The sequence below is a fragment of the Pseudoalteromonas sp. G4 genome, from assembly GCF_028875915.1.
In the GTDB taxonomy this organism is placed as follows: Bacteria; Pseudomonadota; Gammaproteobacteria; order Enterobacterales; family Alteromonadaceae; genus Pseudoalteromonas.
Genome location: NZ_JAPEHW010000007.1, coordinates 61,129 through 82,727, shown reverse-complemented (window position 1 = coordinate 82,727; position 21,599 = coordinate 61,129). Strand labels below are relative to the sequence as shown.

Sequence of the window (21,599 nt, the reverse complement as noted above, 5' to 3'; positions counted from 1 at the left end):
ATGACAGAGTCTTATCAAAATCGTTTTGGCGGCATTGCGCGCCTTTACGGAATTGAACAGCAAAAACTACTTAATAATGCCCATTTTTGTGTTGTTGGCATTGGCGGTGTGGGTAGTTGGGTCGCTGAAAGTTTAGCCCGTACGGGCCTTGGTAACATTACCTTAATTGATTTAGATGATATTTGCGTTACCAACGTTAACCGTCAAATCCACGCGTTGACATCGACTATTGGCGAGGCGAAAGTTGATGCCATGGCGAGTCGAATTAACGAGATAAACCCTGATTGTAATGTGTCAGTTATCGATGACTTTTTAACACTTGAGAATATCAGAGAACATATTGAAAAATTTGATTATGTTATTGATTGTATTGATCAAGTAAAAGTTAAAGCGGCACTTATTGCCCATTGTAAGCGCAACAAATTACCGATTATCACAATAGGCGGTGCAGGCGGGCAAATCGATCCAAGCCAAATCAGAATAGGGGATGTGGCTAAAACCAAACAAGACCCGTTGCTTGCGAAAGTACGCTATTTACTGCGTAAGCAATACAACTTTTCAAATAATCCAAAACGTAAATTTGGTGTGGATTGTATTTATTCAGAAGAGCAATTGGTGTACCCATCAAGTGACGGCAGTGTGTGTCATTCGAAAGCCGGTGCAGATGGCAATATGAATATGGACTGTCAAACAGGTTTCGGCTCGTTAACAATGGTGACAGGTAGTTTTGCGTTCTTTGCTGCTGCAAGAAGTGTGAAAAAATACTTAGAAAAATGTGAGCGTAACAATCAAGTATAGAAACTTTGATTGTTAGCTATACTTTTAAATTCTAACAATTGCATACAATATATTTAATTTGCTTGGTAACACTAACTATTTTGTATTGCAAAATCAGAAATTTTTTGAGCAATTGCTAGAATTCCATTACCTCTACTAGGGCTTAAATGTTGAATAAGACCAAGAGATTCAAATTCAGATTGAATATTTATTCGTTTAAATTCATCAATTGTTAGTCCATTAACCATTGAGCAAATAATAAATATAAGCCCTTTAACAATACGCGTATCTGAATCTGCACTAACAACTAAACGTTCTTCACTTTCATCAAAATCGATATATAGCCATACGTTGCTTTCACAACCATGTACTTTTGCGTTGTCAATTTTTAATTCATTTGGTAATTTTGGCAGTTGTTTACCAAGCAACATAATGTCACGATATTTGTCTTGCCATGCATTTTTGCTAATAAAATTTTGCTTAAGGTTTAAATATTGTTCAGTCATATTAATCTAATAATTCAATAGCTTGTTTAAGTGCAAAGATAAATTTGTCGATATCTTCATAGCTGTTGTAGCAACTTAAACTTACTCGAATGGTACCTGCAACGCCAAGTAAATTCATAAGTGGCTGCGTACAATGATTACCGCTTCTCACTACAATGCCTGATTGATCTAATAAGGTTGCAACGTCTAGGTGATGTTCGTCTTTATAATTAAAACTTACAGTGCCGATATTATTTTCTAAATCACCATAAAGGGTGACACCATCAATTTTTTTAAGTTGTTCAATTGTGTATTGATACAAGGATTCTTCATAACTACGCTGTAAGTTCATTGCTTCTGAGTTTAAAAAATCAAGAGCGGCGCCAAAACCAATAACACCGGCTATGTTCGGCGTACCTGCTTCAAAACGTGCATTGCCTTGACGGTACTGTGAACTTGAAAAGCTTACTTGCTCAATCATTTCACCGCCAGTTTGATAAGTATCGAGCAGGGCAAGACTGTGAGGCTTGGCAATAAGTGCACCCACCCCTGTAGGGCCAAACATTTTATGCGCAGAAAGCACATAAAAATCACTGTTTAACGTGTCCAAATTGGGCTTAAGATGTTGCATAGCCTGTGCGCCATCTACTAAGGTGATTGCATTAACATTTTTTGCTGCATCAATTAGTTGTTCTATCGGTAGTATATTACCAAGGGCATTTGATGCATGGGTTACAGCCACAAGTTTAGGTTTTAAACTGCTTATCATGTTTAAACTTGCTGTAATGTTTAACACACCTTGTTGATTAATTGGTAATACACGCAGCTCTGCACCAGTGCGTTTACACAATTCTTGCCATGGAACTAAATTAGCATGATGCTCTAATGCGGATACAACAATGATGTCGTTAGGCTCTATATGTTTATCGATACTTGAAACAACCAGGTTAATTGCTTCTGTCGCGCCTTTGGTCCACACAATCTGGTCAGGTTTAACAGCGCAATGAGTAGCTAATTTAGATCGAACTTGCTCATACATTTGTGTTGTATTGCTCGCTAATTGGCTAACACCACGATGAACATTAGCATTATTAAAATTATAAAAATGGCAAAGTGCATCGATTACACATTGTGGCTTTTGAGTCGTAGCGCCATTATCTAGGTAGATAAAATCTGAATGTGAAAAAAATGGAAATTGTGACCGTATTTCGTGATTATCTAACATGGTTCTACCCTAAAAATTGAGCAGCGATTTTAAAGAAATGAATAATATTTGGCAATGAAAGGGATGTTTCGGCTATAAAAAAAGCCGCAATTGCGGCTTTTTTTATCTAAAACGAAATTAACGAGACGAAACGTCTTTAAAATCACGCTTAGTTTCACCAGTGTATAACTGACGAGGACGACCGATCTTTTGACCTGGCTGAGATAACATCTCATCCCAGTGTGAGATCCAACCAACAGTACGTGACATTGCAAAGATTACAGTGAACATACTTGTTGGAATACCAATCGCTTTAAGAATAATACCTGAGTAGAAATCTACGTTAGGGTAAAGTTTCTTCTCGATGAAGTATGGGTCTTCTAATGCGATTTGCTCTAAACGCATTGCTACGTCTAGTAGTGGATCTTCAATATTAAGTTCTTTAAGCACTTCGTGACACGTTTCGCGCATTACTGTTGCACGTGGGTCGAAGTTTTTATAAACACGGTGACCAAAGCCCATTAGACGGAACGGATCGTTCTTATCTTTCGCTTTAGCAACGTATTCATCGATACGGTCTACTGAACCGATTTCTTCAAGCATTGTTAAACAAGCTTCGTTTGCACCACCGTGCGCAGGACCCCAAAGAGACGCGATACCAGCAGAGATACAAGCGTATGGGTTAGCACCAGATGAACCAGCTAAACGTACAGTCGATGTTGACGCGTTTTGCTCGTGATCCGCGTGAAGCATGAAGATGCGGTCCATTGCTTTTGCAAGAACAGGGCTTACTTCATATTTTTCAGCTGGTACTGAGAACATCATATGTAAGAAGTTTTCAGCGTAGCTTAAATCGTTACGAGGATATACAAATGGTTGACCGATGTTGTATTTGTAACACATCGCCGCAATTGTCGGTAATTTCGCAATTAGACGAACAGCGCTACGGTGACGTTGCGCAGGATCTGTGATGTCTAAATCTTTGTGGTAGAAAGAAGAAAGTGCACCAACAACACCACATAGCATTGCCATTGGGTGAGAATCTACACGGAAACCTTGGAAGAAAGCACCAATTTTTTCGTGAAGCATAGTGTTAGTTGTGATTTCGTTTTCAAAACCAGCTAATTGCTCTGCATTTGGTAACTCACCGTTTAAAAGTAAGTAACAAAGCTCGATATAGTTTGATTTTTCAGCTAACTCATCAATTGCATAGCCGCGGTGTAATAAAACACCTTTAGCACCATCAATGTAAGTGATAGCTGATTCACATGAACCAGTAGACATGAAACCCGGGTCGAACGTGAAGTAACCATGGCTGCCAAGGGTGCGAACGTCAATAACGTCCTGACCAGCTGTGCCAGAGTAAATAGGAAGTTCGATAGGATCTAGCCCATCAATATGGACCGTGGCTTTTTTGTCTGCCATCTAATTATCTCCTTTAAATATAACAAACCAGTTTGTTATTTTTGATACGGATGTTAAGCAAATTCTATCTATTCTAACTTATAAATAGGGAAGAAAGTCAATTTAAATGCATCAATTGATGATAACTATTCTTCGATCGAATAAATATTATACCAATGGCTACTTCGCAAGCACCTCTTATTAAACAAGAATTGTAATAGGCCATATGGTCTTATATACTGTGGTAGGCATTCTGAATGGTGAATGCCTTTCGTCTGAAGTGAATGCTGTTTTTTCATACTGTAACTCGTCATTACGGTGTGGCAAATTTCACTTTGATGGTTCCATCAATTACTTGGTGGGTTATAACAACAATAGTTGGACTCCTTAGAGTCAATGGGCAAGTAACAGTGAAAAAGCAAAGACCTGTAAATCTAGATTTATCTACTATCTCGATGCCAGCAACTGCTAAAGCTTCAATTCTTCACCGTATATCAGGTGTAGCGTTGTTCTTCGCTTTATCTTTTGTAATTTGGGCATGGTCTGAATCACTTTCTTCTCCTCAAGGTTTTGAATTCGTCAAGAGCCTGTTTACCGGGTTCATTGCCAAATTCATTGCATGGGGTGCGGTAATCGCGCTTCTGTATCACTTAGTTGCAGGTGTACGTCACCTTCTAATGGATATGGGTCGTTTTGAAGAATTAGGTTCAGGTAACGCAAGTGCTAAGTTTGTAATAGCACTATGGGTTGTATTAGCCGTGTTAGCAGGAGTATGGATATGGTAGTTAATCAAGCATCTCTAAAACGCGACGGTGTACAAGATTTTGTATCATTACGTGCAACAGCACTTGTATTAGCGTCATATGCTCTGTTTATCTTAGGGTATTTTCTTACTACTCCAACTGTAACGTTTGAAGCGTGGCAGGGATTATTTTCTAACTTAGCAGTAAAAGTGTATACCTTAGCTGCGCTAGTTTGCATGATGGTTCATACCCGTATTGGTTTGTGGCAAGTTCTAACTGACTATGTTAAGAACGCTAAATTGCGCGCAATCCTAGGCTTTTTCCTAAACCTGATGGCTTTTGCATATGTAGCTGTTGGTTTCTTTGTTCTTTGGAGTGTGTAAGTGGCTATTTCAACAAGAGAATTTGACGCTGTAGTAATTGGTGCCGGTGGTGCGGGTATGCGTGCTGCACTGGCTATCAGTGAATCAGGTAAAACTTGTGCACTTATTTCTAAAGTATTCCCAACCCGTTCTCATACGGTGTCTGCACAAGGTGGTATCACAGTTGCTTTAGGTAATTCCCACGAAGATAACTGGGAATGGCACATGTACGATACGGTAAAAGGTTCTGATTACATCGGTGACCAAGACGCGATTGAATACATGACCAAAACAGGTCCTGAAGCAATTACAGAATTAGAAAACATGGGTTTACCATTTTCACGTTTTGAAAATGGCCGTGTTTACCAACGTCCTTTCGGTGGTCAATCGAAAAACTTTGGTGGCGAACAAGCTGCACGTACTGCAGCAGCAGCTGACCGTACTGGTCACGCGCTTCTTCACTGCCTATATCAACAAAACGTTAAAAACAAAACAAATGTGTTCTCTGAATGGTACGCATTAGACCTTGTTAAAAACGACAAGGGTGACGTTGTTGGTTGTACTGCTATCGATATCGAAAGCGGCGAAGTAGTTTACTTCAAATCTAAAGCGGTTGTTTTAGCAACTGGTGGTGCAGGTCGTATCTTCGCATCAACAACAAACGCGCACATTAACACAGGTGACGGTGTTGGTATGGCAACACGTGCTGGCATTTCAATGCAAGACATGGAAATGTGGCAGTTCCACCCAACGGGTATTGCAGGTGCAGGTACACTTGTTACAGAAGGTTGTCGTGGTGAAGGTGGTTACCTTCTAAATAAAGACGGCGAACGCTTCATGGAACGTTACGCACCAAACGCAAAAGACTTAGCAGGTCGTGACGTTGTTGCTCGTGCAATGATGACAGAAATTCGTGAAGGTCGTGGTTGCGAAGGCCCTTGGGGTACGCACATCAAACTTAAGTTAGACCACTTAGGTGCTGAAATGCTAAACCTTCGTCTTCCAGGTGTATGTGATCTTTCTAAGACATTCGCACACGTTGACCCTGCAAAAGAACCAATTCCTGTAATCCCAACATGTCACTACATGATGGGTGGTGTACCAACTAACGTTAATGGTCAAGTTATTAACGTAGATGGTGCAGGTAATGAGAAATTAGTTGAAGGTTTATTCGCAGTAGGTGAAATTGCATGTGTATCTGTACACGGTGCAAACCGCTTAGGTGGTAACTCACTACTTGACCTTGTTGTATTCGGTCGTGCAGCGGGTAACTTCCTTGGTCAATACCTAAAAGATGCTGAAATTTCGAAAGAAGCTTCTGAATCTGATCTAGAAGCAGCGATGGCTCGTTTCAATCGTTGGGAAACTTCTAAACCAGGCCAAGGTGAAGACCCAGTACAGATCAAGAAAGACCTACAAAAATGCATGCAGCTTAACTTCTCGGTATTCCGTGAAGGTGATGCAATGGCAACAGGTCTTACAGAGCTTAAAGAAATTCGTGAACGTCTACAGCACGCACGTCTTGACGACAAGTCATCTGAGTTCAACACGCAACGTATTGAGTGTTTAGAGCTAGATAACTTAATGGAAACTGCGTACTCAACAGCTGTTGCTGCGAATTTCCGTACAGAAAGCCGTGGTGCACATTCGCGCTTCGATTTCCCAGAGCGTGACGATGAAAACTGGTTATGTCACTCAGTTTATAGCCCAGTGACGGAAGAAATGTCTAAGCGTGAGGTGAACTTCTCACCTAAAACACGTGAAGCCTTCCCACCTAAAGCACGTACTTACTAGGAGCGAAGTCAATGGCACAATTACAATTTTCTGTCTATCGTTACAATCCAGATGTAGACAACGCGCCGCGTATGCAAGACTATACCCTTGAGGTAGAAGAAGGTCGCGATATGATGGTATTGGATGCACTTTTACAATTAAAAGAGCAAGATCCAACACTTTCTTTCCGTCGTTCATGCCGTGAAGGTGTATGTGGTTCTGACGGTGTAAACATGAATGGTAAAAACGGTTTAGCGTGTATTACTCCACTATCTGCACTAGGTAAGGGTAAAATCGTTATTCGTCCATTACCAGGCTTACCAGTTGTTCGTGATTTAGTAATTGATATGTCTCAATTCTATTCACAATACGAGAAAGTTAAGCCATTCTTAATCAACGATAAGCCAACAGGCGGTGAAGAGCGCCTTCAATCAATTGAAGAGCGTGACAAGCTTGATGGTTTATATGAGTGTATCTTATGTGCATGTTGTTCAACTTCATGCCCATCATTCTGGTGGAACCCTGACAAGTTCATTGGTCCTGCTGGTTTGCTACACGCTTACCGTTTCTTAGCTGATAGCCGTGACACGGCGACTGAAGAACGTTTAGCAGATTTAGACGATGCATTCAGCGTATTCCGTTGTCACGGCATTATGAACTGTGTCAACGTGTGTCCTAAAGGCCTTAATCCAACTAAGGCAATTGGCCACATTAAGTCTATGTTACTAAACCGTTCTGTATAAAAACGGCAGTAACACAAACACTGCGGCGATAACATGATGTTATCGCCGTTTAACTAAAACTTAGTATTCTGCGCTAGTAAAAAGGGCTTATAAATGCACGAAGGTGTAATGAAGGCATGGCTAGAGTCTTCTCACTTTAACGGTGGTAACGTTGCATACGTAGAAGAACTGTATGAAGCGTACTTAGATGACGCAACATCAGTATCTGACGAATGGCGTGAAGTGTTTGACGCACTACCGAAAGTAGAAGGCGTGGATGTAGATGTAAAGCATTCCGAAATAAAAGCACAATTTGCCGAGCTTGCGAAAAACAAGCATAAAGAAGTAGTCGTTGCAGCAGGTGGCGCATCTGATGCAAAACAGGTTAGGGTTCTGCAATTAATTAATGCATACCGTTTCCGTGGTCACCAAAACGCAAATCTTGACCCATTAGGTTTGTGGCAGCGTGAAAAAGTGCGTGATTTGACACTTGAACACCACGATTTAACGGATTCTGACCTAGATAAAGAATTCAACGTAGGGTCATTCGCTTGTGGCAGTGACACTATGAAACTAAAAGACTTATATGCAGCACTTAAGAAAACCTATTGTGGTTCGATTGGCGCTGAATATATGCATATTACGTCTACAGAAGAAAAACGTTGGTTACAACAGCGTTTAGAATCTAACTTTGCCCAGCCTCAATTTAACACTGAAACTAAGTTACGTATCCTTAAAGGCCTTACGGCTGCTGATGGTCTTGAAAAATACCTAGGCGCATTCTCACTTGAAGGTGGCGATGCGTTAGTACCTATGCTTAAAGAATTAATTCACAGAGCAGGGGAAAGTGGTCAGGAAGAAGCCGTTATTGGTATGGCACACCGTGGTCGTTTAAACGTTTTAGTTAACGTACTTGGTAAAAACCCACAAGTTCTTTTTGATGAATTCGCTGGTAAATATGGCGAATTAGCAGGTTCTGGTGACGTTAAATACCACATGGGTTACTCATCTGATTTCGCTACTACGGGTGGCAACGTGCATATGGCACTTGCATTTAACCCTTCTCACCTTGAAATCGTTAACCCTGTGGTTATGGGTTCTGTACGTGCACGTCTTGACCGTTTAGGTTGTACTAATGGTTCAAAAGCATTACCAATCACTATTCATGGTGACTCGGCAATCGCTGGCCAAGGTGTAGTTCAAGAAACCTTTAACTTATCACAAACACGTGCGTTCAGCGTGGGTGGTTCAGTTCGTATCGTTGTAAACAACCAGGTAGGTTTCACAACAAACAAACAAGAAGATGTTCGCTCAACTGAATACTGTACTGATATCGCTAAAATGGTTCAGGCACCAATTTTCCATGTGAATTCTGATGATCCTGAAGCGGTTGCTTTTGTAACACAGCTTGCACTTGATTTCCGTAACAAGTTTAAGCGTGATGTTGTAATCGATTTAGTGTGTTACCGTCGTCACGGTCACAATGAAGCTGATGAGCCTAATGCAACTCAGCCATTAATGTATCAGAAAATTAAAAAGCACCCAGTGCCACGTGAAATCTATGCTCAAAAACTAGTTTCTGAAGGTGTATTAAGCGCTGATGAAGCGAAGAGATTAGCTGATGATTACCGTAACGGTTTAGATAACGGTGTTTGCGTTGTTGATGAAATTCAACCAGATACTAAGCACTCATCAGATTGGTCTAAGTTTGTTGGTCACGATTGGGACGTTGCATACGATCCAGCGCTGCCGCTTGATAAGCTAAAAGCTTTGGGTGGATCAGTTGCTAATTACCCTGAAAACCACAAAGCACAGTCTCGCGTTAAGAAAATTTACGATGATCGTAAAGCGATGGCAGCAGGCGAAAAGCCGCTTGATTGGGGTATGGCTGAAACACTTGCTTACGCATCACTAGTAGACGAAGGTACAGATATTCGTATTACCGGTCAGGATTCTGGTCGTGGTACGTTCTTCCACCGTCATGCAGTAGTACACAACCAAGCAGATGCATCTACCTATCTGCCGCTACAAAATATTCGCCCTGAACAAGGTGCGTTTGAAGTGTACGATTCGGTATTATCTGAAGAAGCGGTACTTGCGTTTGAATACGGTTATGCAACTGCAGAACCAACATCACTTGTATGTTGGGAAGCGCAGTTCGGTGACTTTGCTAACGGCGCACAGGTTGTATTTGACCAATTCTTAAGTTCGGGTGAGCAAAAATGGGGCCGTTTATGTGGCTTAACTATACTGCTACCTCATGGTTATGAAGGCCAAGGTCCAGAGCACAGCTCTGCACGTTTAGAGCGCTTCTTACAGCTATGTGCTGACCACAACATGCAAGTATGTGTGCCGTCAACCCCAGCTCAAGTTTACGCAATGATCCGTCGTCAATCAGTTCGCCCTCTGCGTCGTCCATTGATTGTTATGACACCTAAATCATTACTGCGTCACCCACTTGCTGTTTCAAGCCTTGAAGAGCTATCAACGGGTATTTTCCACAATATGATTGATGAAATCGATGATATTGATGCAAGCAAAGTTGAGCGTGTTGTGTTCTGTAGCGGTAAGGTTTACTACGAGCTACTGCAACAGCGTCGTGAACAAGAGCTAAACAATGTTGCTATTGTACGTGTTGAGCAATTGTACCCATTCCCACACGCGGAAATGGAAACAATTATGCAGCGTTACCAACATGTTAAAGATTTCGTATGGTGTCAAGAAGAGCCGCAAAACCAAGGTGCTTGGTATTGCTCGCAACACCATTTCTGGGAAGCAATTCCACAAGGTGCTAACTTAAGCTATGCAGGTCGTAAGGCATCAGCTTCACCAGCATGTGGTTATATGTCAACCCATACTAAAGAACAAACTGCGTTGATCGCCGACGCTCTAACAATTAAAAAATAAGGAATAAGAGATGACAACCGAAATTAAGGTTCCTGTTCTTCCTGAATCTGTTGCAGATGCAACAGTTGCAACTTGGCACGTGAACGTTGGTGATACAGTTAGCCGCGATCAAAACCTTGTTGATATTGAAACAGATAAAGTAGTGTTAGAAGTAGTTGCACCGGAAGATGGTGTGATTACAGAAATTTCTCAAACGGAAGGTGCAACGGTACTTGGTGAACAAGTGATTGCACTATTAGGTGCGGCAGATGCAGCAGCTGCGCCAGCAGAAACAACAGCAGCGCCAGCAGCGGCGCCAGCAGCAGAAGGTAAAGAAGTGGATATTAAAGTTCCTGTACTTCCAGAATCAGTAGCAGACGCTACGATTGCAACATGGCATGTTCAACCAGGTGAAGCGGTAAGCCGTGACCAAAACCTAGTAGACATCGAAACTGACAAAGTTGTTCTTGAAGTTGTAGCGCCAGAAGATGGTGTAATGGGTGATCACATTCACGCAGAAGGCGACACAGTACTTGGCGAACAAGTAATTGGTAAACTAGTTGCAGGTGCAGCACCTGCGGCGGCAGCACCAGCAGCAACAGCTGAAGCGCCAGCAGCATCTGATGAAAATTCAGACGTATTAACACCTTCTGTTCGTCGTCTAATTGCAGAAAAAGGCCTTGATGCTTCACAAATCAAAGGTTCTGGCAAAGGCGGTCGTATCACAAAAGAAGATGTAGACGCATTCTTAAAAGCACCAGCAGCTAAACCTGCTTCAGCTCCTGCGGCGGCAGCACCAGCTGTTGCACTTGGTGAGCGTACGCAAAAACGTGTTCCTATGACACGTCTCCGTAAGACAATTGCTAACCGTCTTCTTGAAGCTAAGAATTCAACTGCAATGCTTACTACATTCAACGAAGTTAACATGAAACCAATCATGGATCTTCGTAAGCAATATAAAGATGTATTTGAAGAGCGTCACGGCATCCGTTTAGGTTTCATGTCTTTCTACGTGAAAGCAGTTACTGAAGCGCTTAAGCGTTTCCCTGAAGTAAACGCGTCTATTGACGGTGATGACATTGTTTATCACAACTACTTCGATATCAGCATCGCAGTTTCTACACCGCGTGGTCTTGTGACACCAGTACTTCGTGACTGTGACAAGCTGTCAGTTGCTGAAATTGAAAAAGGTATTCGTGAATTAGCACTTAAAGGTCGTGACGGTAAACTTACTGTTGATGACATGACAGGTGGTAACTTCACTATTACTAACGGTGGTGTATTTGGTTCATTACTATCTACGCCAATCATCAACTTACCGCAATCATCTATTCTTGGTATGCACAAAATCCAAGAGCGTCCAATGGCGGTAAATGGTAAAGTTGAAATTTTACCTATGATGTACCTAGCACTATCGTATGACCACCGTCAAATCGATGGTAAAGAATCTGTTGGTTTCTTAGTTACAATTAAGGAACTACTAGAAGATCCAACACGTTTATTACTAGACGTTTAATAGATTTGGATTAAAAAATAAGCTGTGGAGTGATTCGCAGCTTTTTTTTTGCGCCTTTGGTCGTACTGGGGTTTTCATACAAGGTTGGTGCGACTATACTAGGTGCGCAATTTGGGATGGTTGAACAAAAGTTCAACCCTTTACGTAATACAATTGGAAAAGCATCATGAATTTGCATGAGTATCAGGCAAAGCAATTATTTGCCGACTATGGTTTACCAGTTTCTGAGGGTTACGCATGTGACACTCCTCAGGAAGCTGCAGAAGCTGCTGATAAAATTGGCGGTGACAAGTGGGTTGTTAAATGTCAGGTTCACGCAGGTGGACGTGGTAAAGCGGGCGGTGTTAAGCTTGCTGACAGCAAAGAAGAAATTAAAGAATTTGCACAAAACTGGTTAGGTAAGAACCTAGTAACTTACCAAACTGACGAAAATGGTCAGCCAGTAGCAAAAATCCTTGTTGAAAGCTGCACAGATATCGCTAACGAATTATACCTTGGCGCTGTAGTAGACCGTGCTTCTCGTAAAGTTGTTTTCATGGCATCTACTGAAGGTGGTGTTGAAATCGAACAAGTTGCAGAAGAAACACCAGAACTAATTCATAAAGCTGAGATCGACCCACTAGTAGGTCCTCAAGCTTACCAAGCGCGTGAACTAGGCTTCAAACTAGGTTTAAACCCTACGCAAATGAAGCAGTTTGTTAAGATCTTCATGGGTCTTGCTAACATGTTCAACGACCACGATTTCGCACTTTTAGAAATCAACCCATTAGTAATCACTGACGAAGGTAACCTTCACTGTCTAGACGGTAAAATCGGTGTAGATGGTAACGCTTTATACCGTCAGCCTAAAATCCGTGAAATGCATGATCCGTCACAAGAAGATGAGCGTGAAGCACACGCAGCTCAGTGGGAACTAAACTACGTAGCACTAGACGGTAACGTTGGTTGTATGGTTAACGGTGCAGGCCTTGCAATGGGTACGATGGATATCGTAAACCTACACGGCGGCAAGCCAGCTAACTTCCTAGATGTAGGTGGCGGCGCGACAAAAGAGCGTGTAGCTGAAGCATTCAAGATCATCTTATCTGATGACAATGTTAAAGCAGTACTAGTTAACATCTTCGGTGGTATCGTACGTTGTGACATGATCGCAGAAGGTATCATTGGTGCGGTTAAAGAAGTTGGTGTAAATGTACCTGTAGTTGTACGTTTAGAAGGTACTAACGCTGATCTTGGTCGTGACGTTCTTGCTAACTCTGGCCTTGACATTATCGCAGCTGAGTCACTAACTGACGCTGCTGAGAAAGTTGTTGCTGCTGCGGAGGGCAAATAATGTCTGTATTAATTAATAAAGATACTAAAGTAATCTGTCAGGGTTTCACTGGTGGCCAAGGTACTTTCCACTCAGAGCAAGCGCTTGAGTACGGTACACATATGGTTGGTGGTGTTTCTCCAGGTAAAGGTGGTCAAACTCACCTAGGTCTTCCTGTATTTAACACAGTACGTGAAGCAGTAGAAGCAACAGGCGCAACAGCTTCTGTTATCTACGTTCCAGCACCTTTCTGTAAAGATGCAATCTTAGAAGCTATCAGTGCAGGCATCGAGCTAATCGTATGTATCACTGAAGGTATCCCAACGCTAGACATGGTTGACGTTAAAGTTAAGCTTGACGAAACTGGCGTTCGCATGATTGGTCCTAACTGCCCAGGTGTTATCACTCCGGGTGAAACTAAAATCGGCATCATGCCTGGTCACATCCATAAGCCAGGTAAAGTAGGTATCGTATCACGTTCTGGTACGCTTACTTACGAAGCAGTTAAGCAAACTACAGATGCTGGTTTCGGTCAATCAACATGTGTTGGTATCGGTGGTGACCCAATCCCAGGTACTAACTTCATCGACGTTCTTGAAATGTTCGAAAATGACCCGCAAACTGAAGCGATCGTTATGATCGGTGAGATTGGTGGTACAGCTGAAGAAGAAGCTGCTGAGTACATTAAAGCTAATGTAACTAAGCCTGTAGTTTCTTATATCGCTGGTGTTACTGCTCCTCCAGGTAAGCGTATGGGTCACGCTGGTGCGATTATCGCTGGCGGTAAAGGTACAGCTGACGAGAAATTCGCAGCGCTAGAAGCGGCAGGCGTTAAGACTGTTCGTTCACTAGCTGATATCGGTAAAGCACTAGCTGAAAAAACTGGCTGGTAATCTACTTACCAATTGAAAAAGGCTGCATCTGCAGCCTTTTTTATTGGGCAATATTCTTAGTTATTTTAAAAAGTGAGTAATTGATACTCTTCGACATTGTGTTTTTGCATTATTTTTTTATAAGAGCCTGACTTAAAGGCATTTCCAATCGCTTTATTCACTATGGAAAGGATTATAGCTCTTTTTGAGTTTGTTTTGCCTACCGCAATATGCGCGGTATAAGTTTCAATCTTCTCTTCGTTAAACACTATTCGTTTATTTAAAGTGTGTAATTCATTATGTAATAAGTAGTCGCCATAACTACGTGACATTACAAATCCTTGTAATTTTTGATTACTCAATAACAACAAACCTTCTTGTTCTGTGGTTACTTTAATTTGTTTACTTTGGTCGAGAAACGTCAATTGACTATAATTATTTAGTAGTCGCACTGAGCCAAAGGGGGCAAGTGGATCAGTGCGATGATTTTGAAAAACGCCAAACTGATCTTGGCCAATAGCAATACTTAATGAAGCCCAACTTTCTCTACCTTTGAAATTCGCTGCCAAAAATAACCCGTCACTTTTCCCTTTTTTTACTGATTCTTTGGCTCTTGCCCAAGGGTAAACATTGGTTTTAACTTCATAACCTATTTTATCAAGTTCAAAATTTAGTATTTCCCAAGAAGCTGCGTAAAATGGGTAATCTTCTATCATTTTCTGATGGTCATGACCAACCGCAAAGGTAATAGAATTTGAAGCTTTGACTGAACAGCTTACAATACACAACAATACAAATAATACTTTCACAAATTAAACAACTATTATGATATCTATTTCTTAATGTAGCGTTATTTTTTTAACCTTGCAAAGTGATTGGAGCTAGTAGCTGAGGCTTTTATTTGTAATAATTAGCGCGTTAATTTATTTAATGAATATAGGAAAATTTCGCAATGGCGGAAGCAGAAAATCGAGCAACTAACTTTATCACTAATATTATTGATAAAGATTTAGCATCTGGAAAACACGATACAACTCATACGCGTTTTCCACCAGAACCGAATGGTTATTTACATATTGGTCACGCCAAGTCTATCTGCCTAAATTTTGGTATTGCACAAGATTACAAAGGCCTATGTAACTTACGTTTTGATGATACAAACCCAGAAAAAGAAGACATCGATTACGTAAACTCAATTCAACAAGATGTTAAATGGCTTGGTTTTAACTGGGATGGCGATATTTGTTATTCGTCAAACTACTTTGACGAGTTATACGGCTACGCGGTAGAGCTAATTGAAAAAGGCTTAGCTTACGTATGTTTCTTATCACCTGATGAAGCACGTGAATACCGTGGTACTTTAACAGAGCCAGGTAAAAACAGCCCTTACCGTGATACAAATGTTGAAGAAAACTTAGCGCTTTTCGAAAAAATGAAAAACGGTGAGTTTAAAGAAGGCGAATGTGTTCTACGTGCAAAAATTGATATGGCGAGCTCATTTATGGTGCTACGCGATCCAATCATTTATCGTATTCGTTTTGCACATCACCACCAAACAGGTGACAAGTGGTGCATCTACCCAATGTACGATTTCACACACTGTATTTCAGATGCGCTAGAAGGTATTACTCACTCGCTTTGTACGCTTGAGTTCCAAGATAACCGTCGCCTATACGATTGGGTGTTAGATAACATTTCACTTGAATGTCATCCACAACAAATTGAGTTTTCGCGTTTAAATCTCGAGTACACACTAATGAGTAAGCGTAAGCTAAATGCATTAGTTGAAGAAAAGCACGTAGAAGGTTGGGATGACCCGCGTATGCCAACGATTGCGGGTTTAAAGCGTCGTGGTTATACACCAGCTTCGGTACGCGAATTCTGTAAGCGTATTGGTGTTACAAAACAAGATAATATGGTAGAAATGGGCATGTTAGAAGCATGTATCCGTGATGACCTAAACGAAAATGCACCGCGTGCAATGGCAGTACTTGATCCAATTAAAGTCGTTATCGAGAACTTCCCAGAAGATAAAGTGGAAGAACTAAATGTTCAAAACCACCCAAATTGCGAAGAAATGGGGTCGCGTATAGTTCCTTTCACGCGTGAAGTATTTATTGAACGTGAAGATTTCCGCCTTGAGGCTAACAAAAAATATAAGCGTTTAGTGCTTGGTAAAGAAGTGCGTTTACGTGGTGCTTATGTAATTAAAGCAGAACGTGTTGACCAAGACGATGCAGGCAACATTACTACTATTTACTGTACATACGACGATGAAACACTGGGTAAAAACCCAAGTGATGGTCGTAAAGTAAAAGGCGTAATTCACTGGGTAAGTGCAACGCAAGGTGTTCCTGCAGAAGTACGTTTATACGACCGTTTATTTACTGTGCCTAATCCGGCAGCAGAAGAAGACTTTGCAACAGTATTGAACCCAGAGTCTTTAATACGTTTAACCTCTGCGGTTGTTGAGCCAGCACTTGCCAATGCAGAAGCTGAAGTAGGTTACCAGTTTGAACGTACTGGCTATTTCTGTCGAGATAGCAAAGCAGAAGGTTTAGTATTTAACCGAACAGTTGGCTTACGTGATTCTTGGGCAAAAGAAGAAAACAAAGCTTAGGTTTTTAGTGTAAGGGGTAGAGCATTTACCCCTTAATGCTAGAGTTAAGACATAAAAAAAAGCGCCAATTGGCGCTTTTTTTTGAAGAGTGTTTTAACTATTGTCTTCTGCAAATTGCTTACACGCTTCTTTGTCTTCACATTCACCGTATAGGTAAAGTGAATGATTTGTTAGCTTAATGCCATTGTCGTTAGCAATTTCTTCTTGTCGAGTTTCGATAACATCATCCTCAAATTCAACCACTTTGCCACACTTTAAACATACTAAATGGTCATGGTGTGTGCTGCCGGCTAATTCAAAAACTGATTTTCCACCTTCAAAATGGTGACGCGTAACAATGCCAGCATCGTCAAATTGGTTAAGTACACGATAAACAGTCGCAAGACCAATTTCTTCGCCTTTATCTAATAAGATTTTATATACATCTTCAGCGCTGATATGTTGATTATCTGGTGATTGTAAAATCTCTAAGATTTTAATTCTTGGCAGTGTTACTTTTAAACCTGCTTTTTTTAGCTCTAAATTGTGATCAGTCATCAACTTGGTCTCGTTTTTTATCTTGTTTTGTCTTTAATTGCACGACGTTATAATAAGGCTATACTAGATATAGCCTAATGTAAACGCAGGTTTTATTTTAATCTTCTAATTCAGCCAAGCACATTTCGTCATATACTTGAGCACACCAATCTTTAATACGCTTCTCAGTTAATTCAGGTTGGCGATCTTCATCAATACCCAAACCAACAAAGTGGTTATCGTCAACAAGTGCTTTAGAGGCTTCAAACTCATAACCATCAGTTGACCAGTGACCAACAACGATTGCTCCACGTTCAGTCACGATGTCATTAATCATGCCCATCGCGTCAAGGAAATACTCGGCGTAATCTTCTTGGTCACCACAACCAAAAATAGCTACTAATTTACCGTCGAAGTTGATTTCTTCAAGTTCAGGGAAAAAGTCGTCCCAGTCACATTGTGCTTCACCGTAATACCAAGTTGGAATACCGAATAGAATTAAATCAAATTCAGCAATATCTTCTTTAGAGCTTTTAGCGATGTCATGAACATCAACCATTTTTTTACCTAGCTCTTTTTGAATTAGCTTGGCGACGTGCTCTGTATTACCTGTATCACTACCAAAAAAAATGCCTACGCTTGCCATAGTTTATTACCTTTTTGTCGCTAATTTCTCTTGCAAAATAATTTCAATTAATGCGCTTCGACTCACATTTTGTTCTTCAGCCATATCATTTAGTGCTTGATATAACTCAGAAGAAACTTTGAACTCGACACGCTTTAAACCACGAGCTTTATCACGTTTAAGCTGATTTCGCTTATTAATTTTAAGCTGTAATTCTCGTGGTAGGGGGTTTGTTTTAGGTCGCCCTGGACGTTTATCGTGTTCGAATAAATCTCGGGTCGTTCTATCTGATTCCGCTTTGGCCATTATCCAACTCCAGCACCTTGCCAAAATACCTGAATAAGACCTTTCGCAATAAATCCAGAACAGCCTAAAAAAAGCACCAACCAAACGATGTAACGACCAAATTTTGGCACATCACCTTTTTTTAAAACATCTTGGATTGCCATACCTATAAAAAAGAATATTCCAGCTAAACCGAAATAGAGTCCAAGGATATCAATACCATCTAATAATTTATCTAACATTATTATTCTGAATCTGCGCGAAAACGGCCGCAACTATAGCATAGTAAGCCGTTAAATACATTATCAAAGATCAAAAATAGTACCCATGTATTTAGTAGGTGTTTTCTATTTTTTTCTTTATTATTGTGCAATAAATTGACTTATTGCTAAATTTACTTGGCTTGGCTTTTCAGCATGCAACCAGTGGCCAGCACCTGCGATAATTTTTGCTTTAGCATTTGGAAATAATGCGGCAATTTCAGGGCGGTGTGATTCTAAAATATAGTCAGAATTTGCGCCCTTAATAAAGAGAGTGGGCTTTGTATATGCTAAACCTTCAGGCTTGGCCAATATCGCATCATATGATGAAATTATCTGGTCGACATTAAAACGCCAATTAAAGCCAGAATCTGTTTTCGCTAAACTTTTTAATAAAAACTGCCTTACGCCTGGCTCTTCAATAAATTCAGCTAACTGAGCATCCGCCTTACTTCGGTTATTAATCGCGGTTAAATTTACATTTTTTAAGCCGTTAAACACATTTTGATGTCTTGGTGTGTAGTGTGTTGGGGCAATATCTAACACAACGAGCTTGGCTATTCGTTCACCTTGGCTTAAAGCCATTTGCATCGCCACTTTTCCACCCATGGAATGACCCACAAGAATGCACTGATTAATATTTAATGTGTTTAATAAATTTAATACATCGTCAGCCATAACTTGGTAGTTCATTGTAGTATCGTGAAATGACTGGCCGTGATTTCTGAGGTCGACGTTGATAACCTGATGGTTTTCACTGAGCGGTTTGGCAATGATATTTAAATTTTCTTTTGAGCCAAATAAGCCGTGAATTACGATAATAGGTAAGTTGTTAGTATTATCGCCAAGTTGTGAATAATTTAATTGCATTTGCGTAGTTAAGCTAATGAAAAGCTGCATTGTGCCGAGTGAAACTTGAAAAAGCAAACATAGAGAAATCAATTTAAACTCGTTATACTATGCAAGATTTTGCTAAATTCGTCTAACAATTAGGATAACCATGAAAAAAATCGAAATCGACGACGAGTTATATCAGTATATAGCAAGTAATACTCAGAGTATTGGTGAAAGCGCATCACAAATTTTACGCCGCCTATTAAAGCTAGATACAGATCTCCCAAATTTCCCAGAAACTGAGACTGTCGAAGTTGAAGAGCAAGTTGAGCCAACAGAGCAAAAAGAACATAAATGCGATAACGTGTTCAATATCTTGAATAAAGAAGAGCTTGCAATGCAAAAAGGCGTTGTAGGGCGTTTTCTATTTATTCTTTCTGCACTTCACCGTACACATAAAGGTATTTTTAATCGAGTGCTTGATATTAAAGGCCGTGACCGAATTTATTTCGCGACAAACAAAGATGACTTAATTGCATCTGGCAGTAGCACTAATCCTAAGAACATCACAGATAGCGGTTATTGGGTTATGACTAACTCAAACACCACACGTAAAAAAATGATGGTTCACGAAGTTGCCATATCTTTAGGCTACAGTGAAGACGAAGCAGAAAAATTACGCGATTACTTATAATTTAAAGGTGGATCATGGCAAACCATGAAAGAGCAGGGCAGCGCGCCTTACAATCAGACTTAGTCAATATTCCTAAATTAGTATCATCATATTATTTATATGAACCAGATATTGAAGAACACCCTGAGCAGCGAGTTGCATTTGGAACATCGGGTCACCGTGGTTGTTCACTAAAAACTAATTTCAATGAATCGCATATTTTGGCCATCACTCAAGCGATTTGTGATTATCGAAAACAAAACAATATTTTTGGTCCGCTCTTCTTAGGCAAAGATACTCATGCCCTTTCTGAAGCTGCATTTAATTCAGCTATTGAAGTGTTAGTTGCAAACGAGGTTCAGGTTGTAACGCAAGAAAATGATGATTACACACCAACCCCTGTAATAAGCCATGCTATTGTAACGCATAACAAAACGCATAGTGCTGAGCTTGCTGATGGGATTGTTATTACACCTTCACACAATCCACCTGAAGATGGTGGTTTTAAATACAACCCGCCTAATGGTGGTCCAGCTGATACCAATATCACTAAATGGATTGAAGATAGAGCGAATCAACTTTTAATTGAAGATTTAGTTGAAGTTGAACTTTTCCCATTTGTTAAAGCTAAACGTTCTGGTTTTATTCAATATCAAGACTTAATTACACCTTATGTAGAAGACCTTGCAAACATAATTGATATGCAAGCAATTAAAAATGCAGGTATTAAAATTGGTGTAGATCCGTTAGGTGGTTCAGGCATTAATTTTTGGCCAGTTATTGCCGAAAAGTATGGTTTAGACATTACAATTGTTAATGAAAAAATTGACCCGCATTTTTCTTTTATGACACTCGATAAAGACGGCAAAATCCGAATGGATTGTTCATCTCCGTATGCAATGGCAAGCTTAATTTCACTTAAAGATAAGTTTGATATTGCGGTTGGAAATGATCCTGATTATGACCGTCATGGTATTGTTACGCCAGATGGTCTGATGAACCCTAATCATTATTTAGCAGTAGCAATTGACTATCTAATAAGTCACCGCCCAGAGTGGCCAATCGATGCTAAAGTAGGTAAAACACTCGTTTCTAGTGCAATGATCGATAAAGTTGTTGCTAAACATGACCGTGAAGTATTCGAAGTACCTGTAGGCTTTAAATGGTTTGTTGATGGTTTATTAGATTCGAACTTATTGTTTGGTGGTGAAGAAAGTGCAGGTGCATCTTTCTTACGCCGTGATGGCAGTGTATGGGAAACTGATAAAGACGGTTTTATTCTTGCACTTTTAGCCGCTGAGATTCTAGCTGTGACTGGTAAAACTCCAAGTGAGCATTATAACGCTTTAACAGAAGAGTTTGGTGCACCAATCTACAAACGTTTAGATGCGCCCGCTAACGCACAGCAAAAAGCAAAGTTGTCTAAATTATCGGCTGATGATGTAACTGCCGATATCCTTGCAGGTGACAGTATTTTAGCTAAACTCACTCACGCTCCAGGTAATGGCGCAGCAATCGGTGGATTAAAAGTTACTACTCAAAACGGTTGGTTTGCTGCACGCCCTTCTGGTACCGAGGATATCTACAAAATTTACCTTGAGTCTTTTGTATCTGAGGCACATTTAAAAGAATTAGAAACTGAAGCCATTGCTTTAGTAAATTCAGTTATTTCTTAAAATTTAAGATGTTTTAAAAGGCGGTTTACCGCCTTTTTTATTATGTAAAGATGA

At 40.4% G+C, this 21,599-nt stretch carries 21 protein-coding genes; 12 read left to right on the top strand and 9 right to left on the bottom strand.

Translation table 11 applies throughout. From position 1 onward, the window contains the following. The gene (gene tcdA / locus ON073_RS04860; protein WP_274760736.1) at nt 1-798 is read left to right on the top strand and encodes a tRNA cyclic N6-threonylcarbamoyladenosine(37) synthase TcdA; all 798 of its coding nucleotides are present in this window, start codon (nt 1-3) and stop codon (nt 796-798) included. 71 nt (nt 799-869) lie between these two features. Here the strand turns inward: tcdA and ON073_RS04855 are convergent, their stop codons facing one another. The 3 genes from ON073_RS04855 to ON073_RS04845 all read right to left on the bottom strand — a co-directional run bounded on the left by ON073_RS04855 (nt 870) and on the right by ON073_RS04845 (nt 3,891). After that, nucleotides 870-1,283, bottom strand: coding sequence for a SufE family protein (locus tag ON073_RS04855; RefSeq protein WP_274760735.1), 414 nt, complete (start codon nt 1,281-1,283; stop codon nt 870-872). A 1-nt stretch (nt 1,284) separates the two neighbouring features. Further along, nucleotides 1,285-2,487: an aminotransferase class V-fold PLP-dependent enzyme gene (locus ON073_RS04850; protein ID WP_274760734.1), complete on the bottom strand. Its 1,203-nt coding sequence runs from the start codon at nt 2,485-2,487 to the stop codon at nt 1,285-1,287. A 117-nt stretch (nt 2,488-2,604) separates the two neighbouring features. After that, a complete protein-coding gene (locus ON073_RS04845; RefSeq protein ID WP_274760733.1) occupies nt 2,605-3,891 on the bottom strand; it encodes a citrate synthase in 1,287 nt (428 codons plus the stop codon). A gap of 389 nt (nt 3,892-4,280) precedes the next feature. Between ON073_RS04845 and sdhC the strand changes: the two genes are divergently transcribed. From sdhC to sucD, 8 genes are all read left to right on the top strand, one after another. Beyond that, nucleotides 4,281-4,655 (top strand): succinate dehydrogenase, cytochrome b556 subunit, encoded by a 375-nt coding sequence (gene sdhC / locus ON073_RS04840; protein ID WP_274760732.1) that lies wholly within the window; start codon nt 4,281-4,283, stop codon nt 4,653-4,655. Further along, nucleotides 4,649-4,996, top strand: a complete 348-nt coding sequence (gene sdhD / locus ON073_RS04835) for a succinate dehydrogenase, hydrophobic membrane anchor protein (protein ID WP_010560042.1) — start codon at nt 4,649-4,651, stop codon at nt 4,994-4,996. The genes sdhC and sdhD overlap by 7 nt, the downstream gene beginning before the upstream one ends. Further along, nucleotides 4,997-6,769: a succinate dehydrogenase flavoprotein subunit gene (gene sdhA / locus ON073_RS04830; RefSeq protein WP_274760731.1), complete on the top strand. Its 1,773-nt coding sequence runs from the start codon at nt 4,997-4,999 to the stop codon at nt 6,767-6,769. A gap of 11 nt (nt 6,770-6,780) precedes the next feature. Beyond that, nucleotides 6,781-7,491 carry a succinate dehydrogenase iron-sulfur subunit gene (locus ON073_RS04825; RefSeq protein ID WP_010560044.1) on the top strand — a complete coding sequence of 237 codons (711 nt, stop codon included), beginning with the start codon at nt 6,781-6,783 and terminating at the stop codon, nt 7,489-7,491. Nucleotides 7,492-7,584: 93 nt separating this feature from the next. Further along, complete coding sequence (locus ON073_RS04820) at nt 7,585-10,377, top strand: 2-oxoglutarate dehydrogenase E1 component (protein ID WP_274760730.1); 2,793 nt, start codon at nt 7,585-7,587, stop codon at nt 10,375-10,377. 10 nt (nt 10,378-10,387) lie between these two features. Then, a complete protein-coding gene (gene odhB, locus ON073_RS04815) occupies nt 10,388-11,872 on the top strand; it encodes a 2-oxoglutarate dehydrogenase complex dihydrolipoyllysine-residue succinyltransferase (protein WP_274760729.1) in 1,485 nt (494 codons plus the stop codon). Nucleotides 11,873-12,038: 166 nt separating this feature from the next. Beyond that, nucleotides 12,039-13,205: an ADP-forming succinate--CoA ligase subunit beta gene (gene sucC, locus ON073_RS04810; RefSeq protein WP_274760728.1), complete on the top strand. Its 1,167-nt coding sequence runs from the start codon at nt 12,039-12,041 to the stop codon at nt 13,203-13,205. Next, the gene (gene sucD / locus ON073_RS04805; protein WP_274760726.1) at nt 13,205-14,077 is read left to right on the top strand and encodes a succinate--CoA ligase subunit alpha; all 873 of its coding nucleotides are present in this window, start codon (nt 13,205-13,207) and stop codon (nt 14,075-14,077) included. The genes sucC and sucD overlap by 1 nt, the downstream gene beginning before the upstream one ends. Before the next feature lie 65 nt (nt 14,078-14,142). On the opposite strand, the gene ON073_RS04800 is transcribed toward sucD, so the two are convergent. Beyond that, a complete protein-coding gene (locus ON073_RS04800) occupies nt 14,143-14,865 on the bottom strand; it encodes a substrate-binding periplasmic protein (RefSeq protein ID WP_274760725.1) in 723 nt (240 codons plus the stop codon). Nucleotides 14,866-15,008: 143 nt separating this feature from the next. Here ON073_RS04800 and glnS point away from each other — a divergent pair, with 143 nt between their 5' ends. Further along, nucleotides 15,009-16,676 (top strand): glutamine--tRNA ligase, encoded by a 1,668-nt coding sequence (glnS, locus tag ON073_RS04795; protein WP_274760724.1) that lies wholly within the window; start codon nt 15,009-15,011, stop codon nt 16,674-16,676. Nucleotides 16,677-16,769: 93 nt separating this feature from the next. On the opposite strand, the gene fur is transcribed toward glnS, so the two are convergent. From fur to ON073_RS04770, 5 genes are all read right to left on the bottom strand, one after another. Continuing rightward, nucleotides 16,770-17,213: a ferric iron uptake transcriptional regulator gene (gene fur / locus ON073_RS04790; RefSeq protein WP_274760723.1), complete on the bottom strand. Its 444-nt coding sequence runs from the start codon at nt 17,211-17,213 to the stop codon at nt 16,770-16,772. Nucleotides 17,214-17,310: 97 nt separating this feature from the next. Beyond that, nucleotides 17,311-17,838, bottom strand: a complete 528-nt coding sequence (gene fldA, locus ON073_RS04785; protein ID WP_274760721.1) for a flavodoxin FldA — start codon at nt 17,836-17,838, stop codon at nt 17,311-17,313. Between the two features lie 6 nt (nt 17,839-17,844). Continuing rightward, complete coding sequence (gene ybfE / locus ON073_RS04780) at nt 17,845-18,123, bottom strand: LexA regulated protein (protein WP_010560164.1); 279 nt, start codon at nt 18,121-18,123, stop codon at nt 17,845-17,847. Further along, nucleotides 18,123-18,344, bottom strand: a complete 222-nt coding sequence (locus ON073_RS04775) for a DUF2788 domain-containing protein (RefSeq protein WP_274760720.1) — start codon at nt 18,342-18,344, stop codon at nt 18,123-18,125. Before ON073_RS04775 ends, ybfE begins: the two co-directional genes overlap by 1 nt. A gap of 120 nt (nt 18,345-18,464) precedes the next feature. Beyond that, nucleotides 18,465-19,232, bottom strand: a complete 768-nt coding sequence (locus tag ON073_RS04770) for an alpha/beta fold hydrolase (RefSeq protein WP_274760719.1) — start codon at nt 19,230-19,232, stop codon at nt 18,465-18,467. Nucleotides 19,233-19,362: 130 nt separating this feature from the next. Between ON073_RS04770 and seqA the strand changes: the two genes are divergently transcribed. Together seqA and pgm are read left to right on the top strand one after the other, a co-directional pair. Next, on the top strand, nt 19,363-19,890 hold the full coding sequence (gene seqA, locus ON073_RS04765) for a replication initiation negative regulator SeqA (protein ID WP_274760718.1): 528 nt from the start codon (nt 19,363-19,365) through the stop codon (nt 19,888-19,890). A gap of 14 nt (nt 19,891-19,904) precedes the next feature. Further along, entirely contained in the window at nt 19,905-21,545 is a 1,641-nt protein-coding gene (pgm, locus tag ON073_RS04760; protein ID WP_274760717.1) for a phosphoglucomutase (alpha-D-glucose-1,6-bisphosphate-dependent), read from the top strand. Nucleotides 21,546-21,599: the final 54 nt, after the last annotated feature.

Bases quoted from the DNA above. Each gene is read 5' to 3' on its own strand.
- fur (WP_274760723.1), bottom strand. From the start codon at position 17,213: ATGACTGATCACAATTTAGAGCTAAAAAAAGCAGGTTTAAAAGTAACA.
- ON073_RS04825 (WP_010560044.1), top strand. From the start codon at position 6,781: ATGGCACAATTACAATTTTCTGTCTATCGTTACAATCCAGATGTAGAC.
- ON073_RS04775 (WP_274760720.1), bottom strand. From the start codon at position 18,344: ATGTTAGATAAATTATTAGATGGTATTGATATCCTTGGACTCTATTTC.
- ON073_RS04850 (WP_274760734.1), bottom strand. From the start codon at position 2,487: ATGTTAGATAATCACGAAATACGGTCACAATTTCCATTTTTTTCACAT.
- sucC (WP_274760728.1), top strand. From the start codon at position 12,039: ATGAATTTGCATGAGTATCAGGCAAAGCAATTATTTGCCGACTATGGT.
- ON073_RS04770 (WP_274760719.1), bottom strand. From the start codon at position 19,232: ATGCAATTAAATTATTCACAACTTGGCGATAATACTAACAACTTACCT.
- tcdA (WP_274760736.1), top strand. From the start codon at position 1: ATGACAGAGTCTTATCAAAATCGTTTTGGCGGCATTGCGCGCCTTTAC.
- fldA (WP_274760721.1), bottom strand. From the start codon at position 17,838: ATGGCAAGCGTAGGCATTTTTTTTGGTAGTGATACAGGTAATACAGAG.
- ON073_RS04820 (WP_274760730.1), top strand. From the start codon at position 7,585: ATGCACGAAGGTGTAATGAAGGCATGGCTAGAGTCTTCTCACTTTAAC.
- ON073_RS04845 (WP_274760733.1), bottom strand. From the start codon at position 3,891: ATGGCAGACAAAAAAGCCACGGTCCATATTGATGGGCTAGATCCTATC.
- glnS (WP_274760724.1), top strand. From the start codon at position 15,009: ATGGCGGAAGCAGAAAATCGAGCAACTAACTTTATCACTAATATTATT.
- ybfE (WP_010560164.1), bottom strand. From the start codon at position 18,123: ATGGCCAAAGCGGAATCAGATAGAACGACCCGAGATTTATTCGAACAC.
- sucD (WP_274760726.1), top strand. From the start codon at position 13,205: ATGTCTGTATTAATTAATAAAGATACTAAAGTAATCTGTCAGGGTTTC.
- odhB (WP_274760729.1), top strand. From the start codon at position 10,388: ATGACAACCGAAATTAAGGTTCCTGTTCTTCCTGAATCTGTTGCAGAT.
- seqA (WP_274760718.1), top strand. From the start codon at position 19,363: ATGAAAAAAATCGAAATCGACGACGAGTTATATCAGTATATAGCAAGT.
- pgm (WP_274760717.1), top strand. From the start codon at position 19,905: ATGGCAAACCATGAAAGAGCAGGGCAGCGCGCCTTACAATCAGACTTA.
- ON073_RS04855 (WP_274760735.1), bottom strand. From the start codon at position 1,283: ATGACTGAACAATATTTAAACCTTAAGCAAAATTTTATTAGCAAAAAT.
- sdhD (WP_010560042.1), top strand. From the start codon at position 4,649: ATGGTAGTTAATCAAGCATCTCTAAAACGCGACGGTGTACAAGATTTT.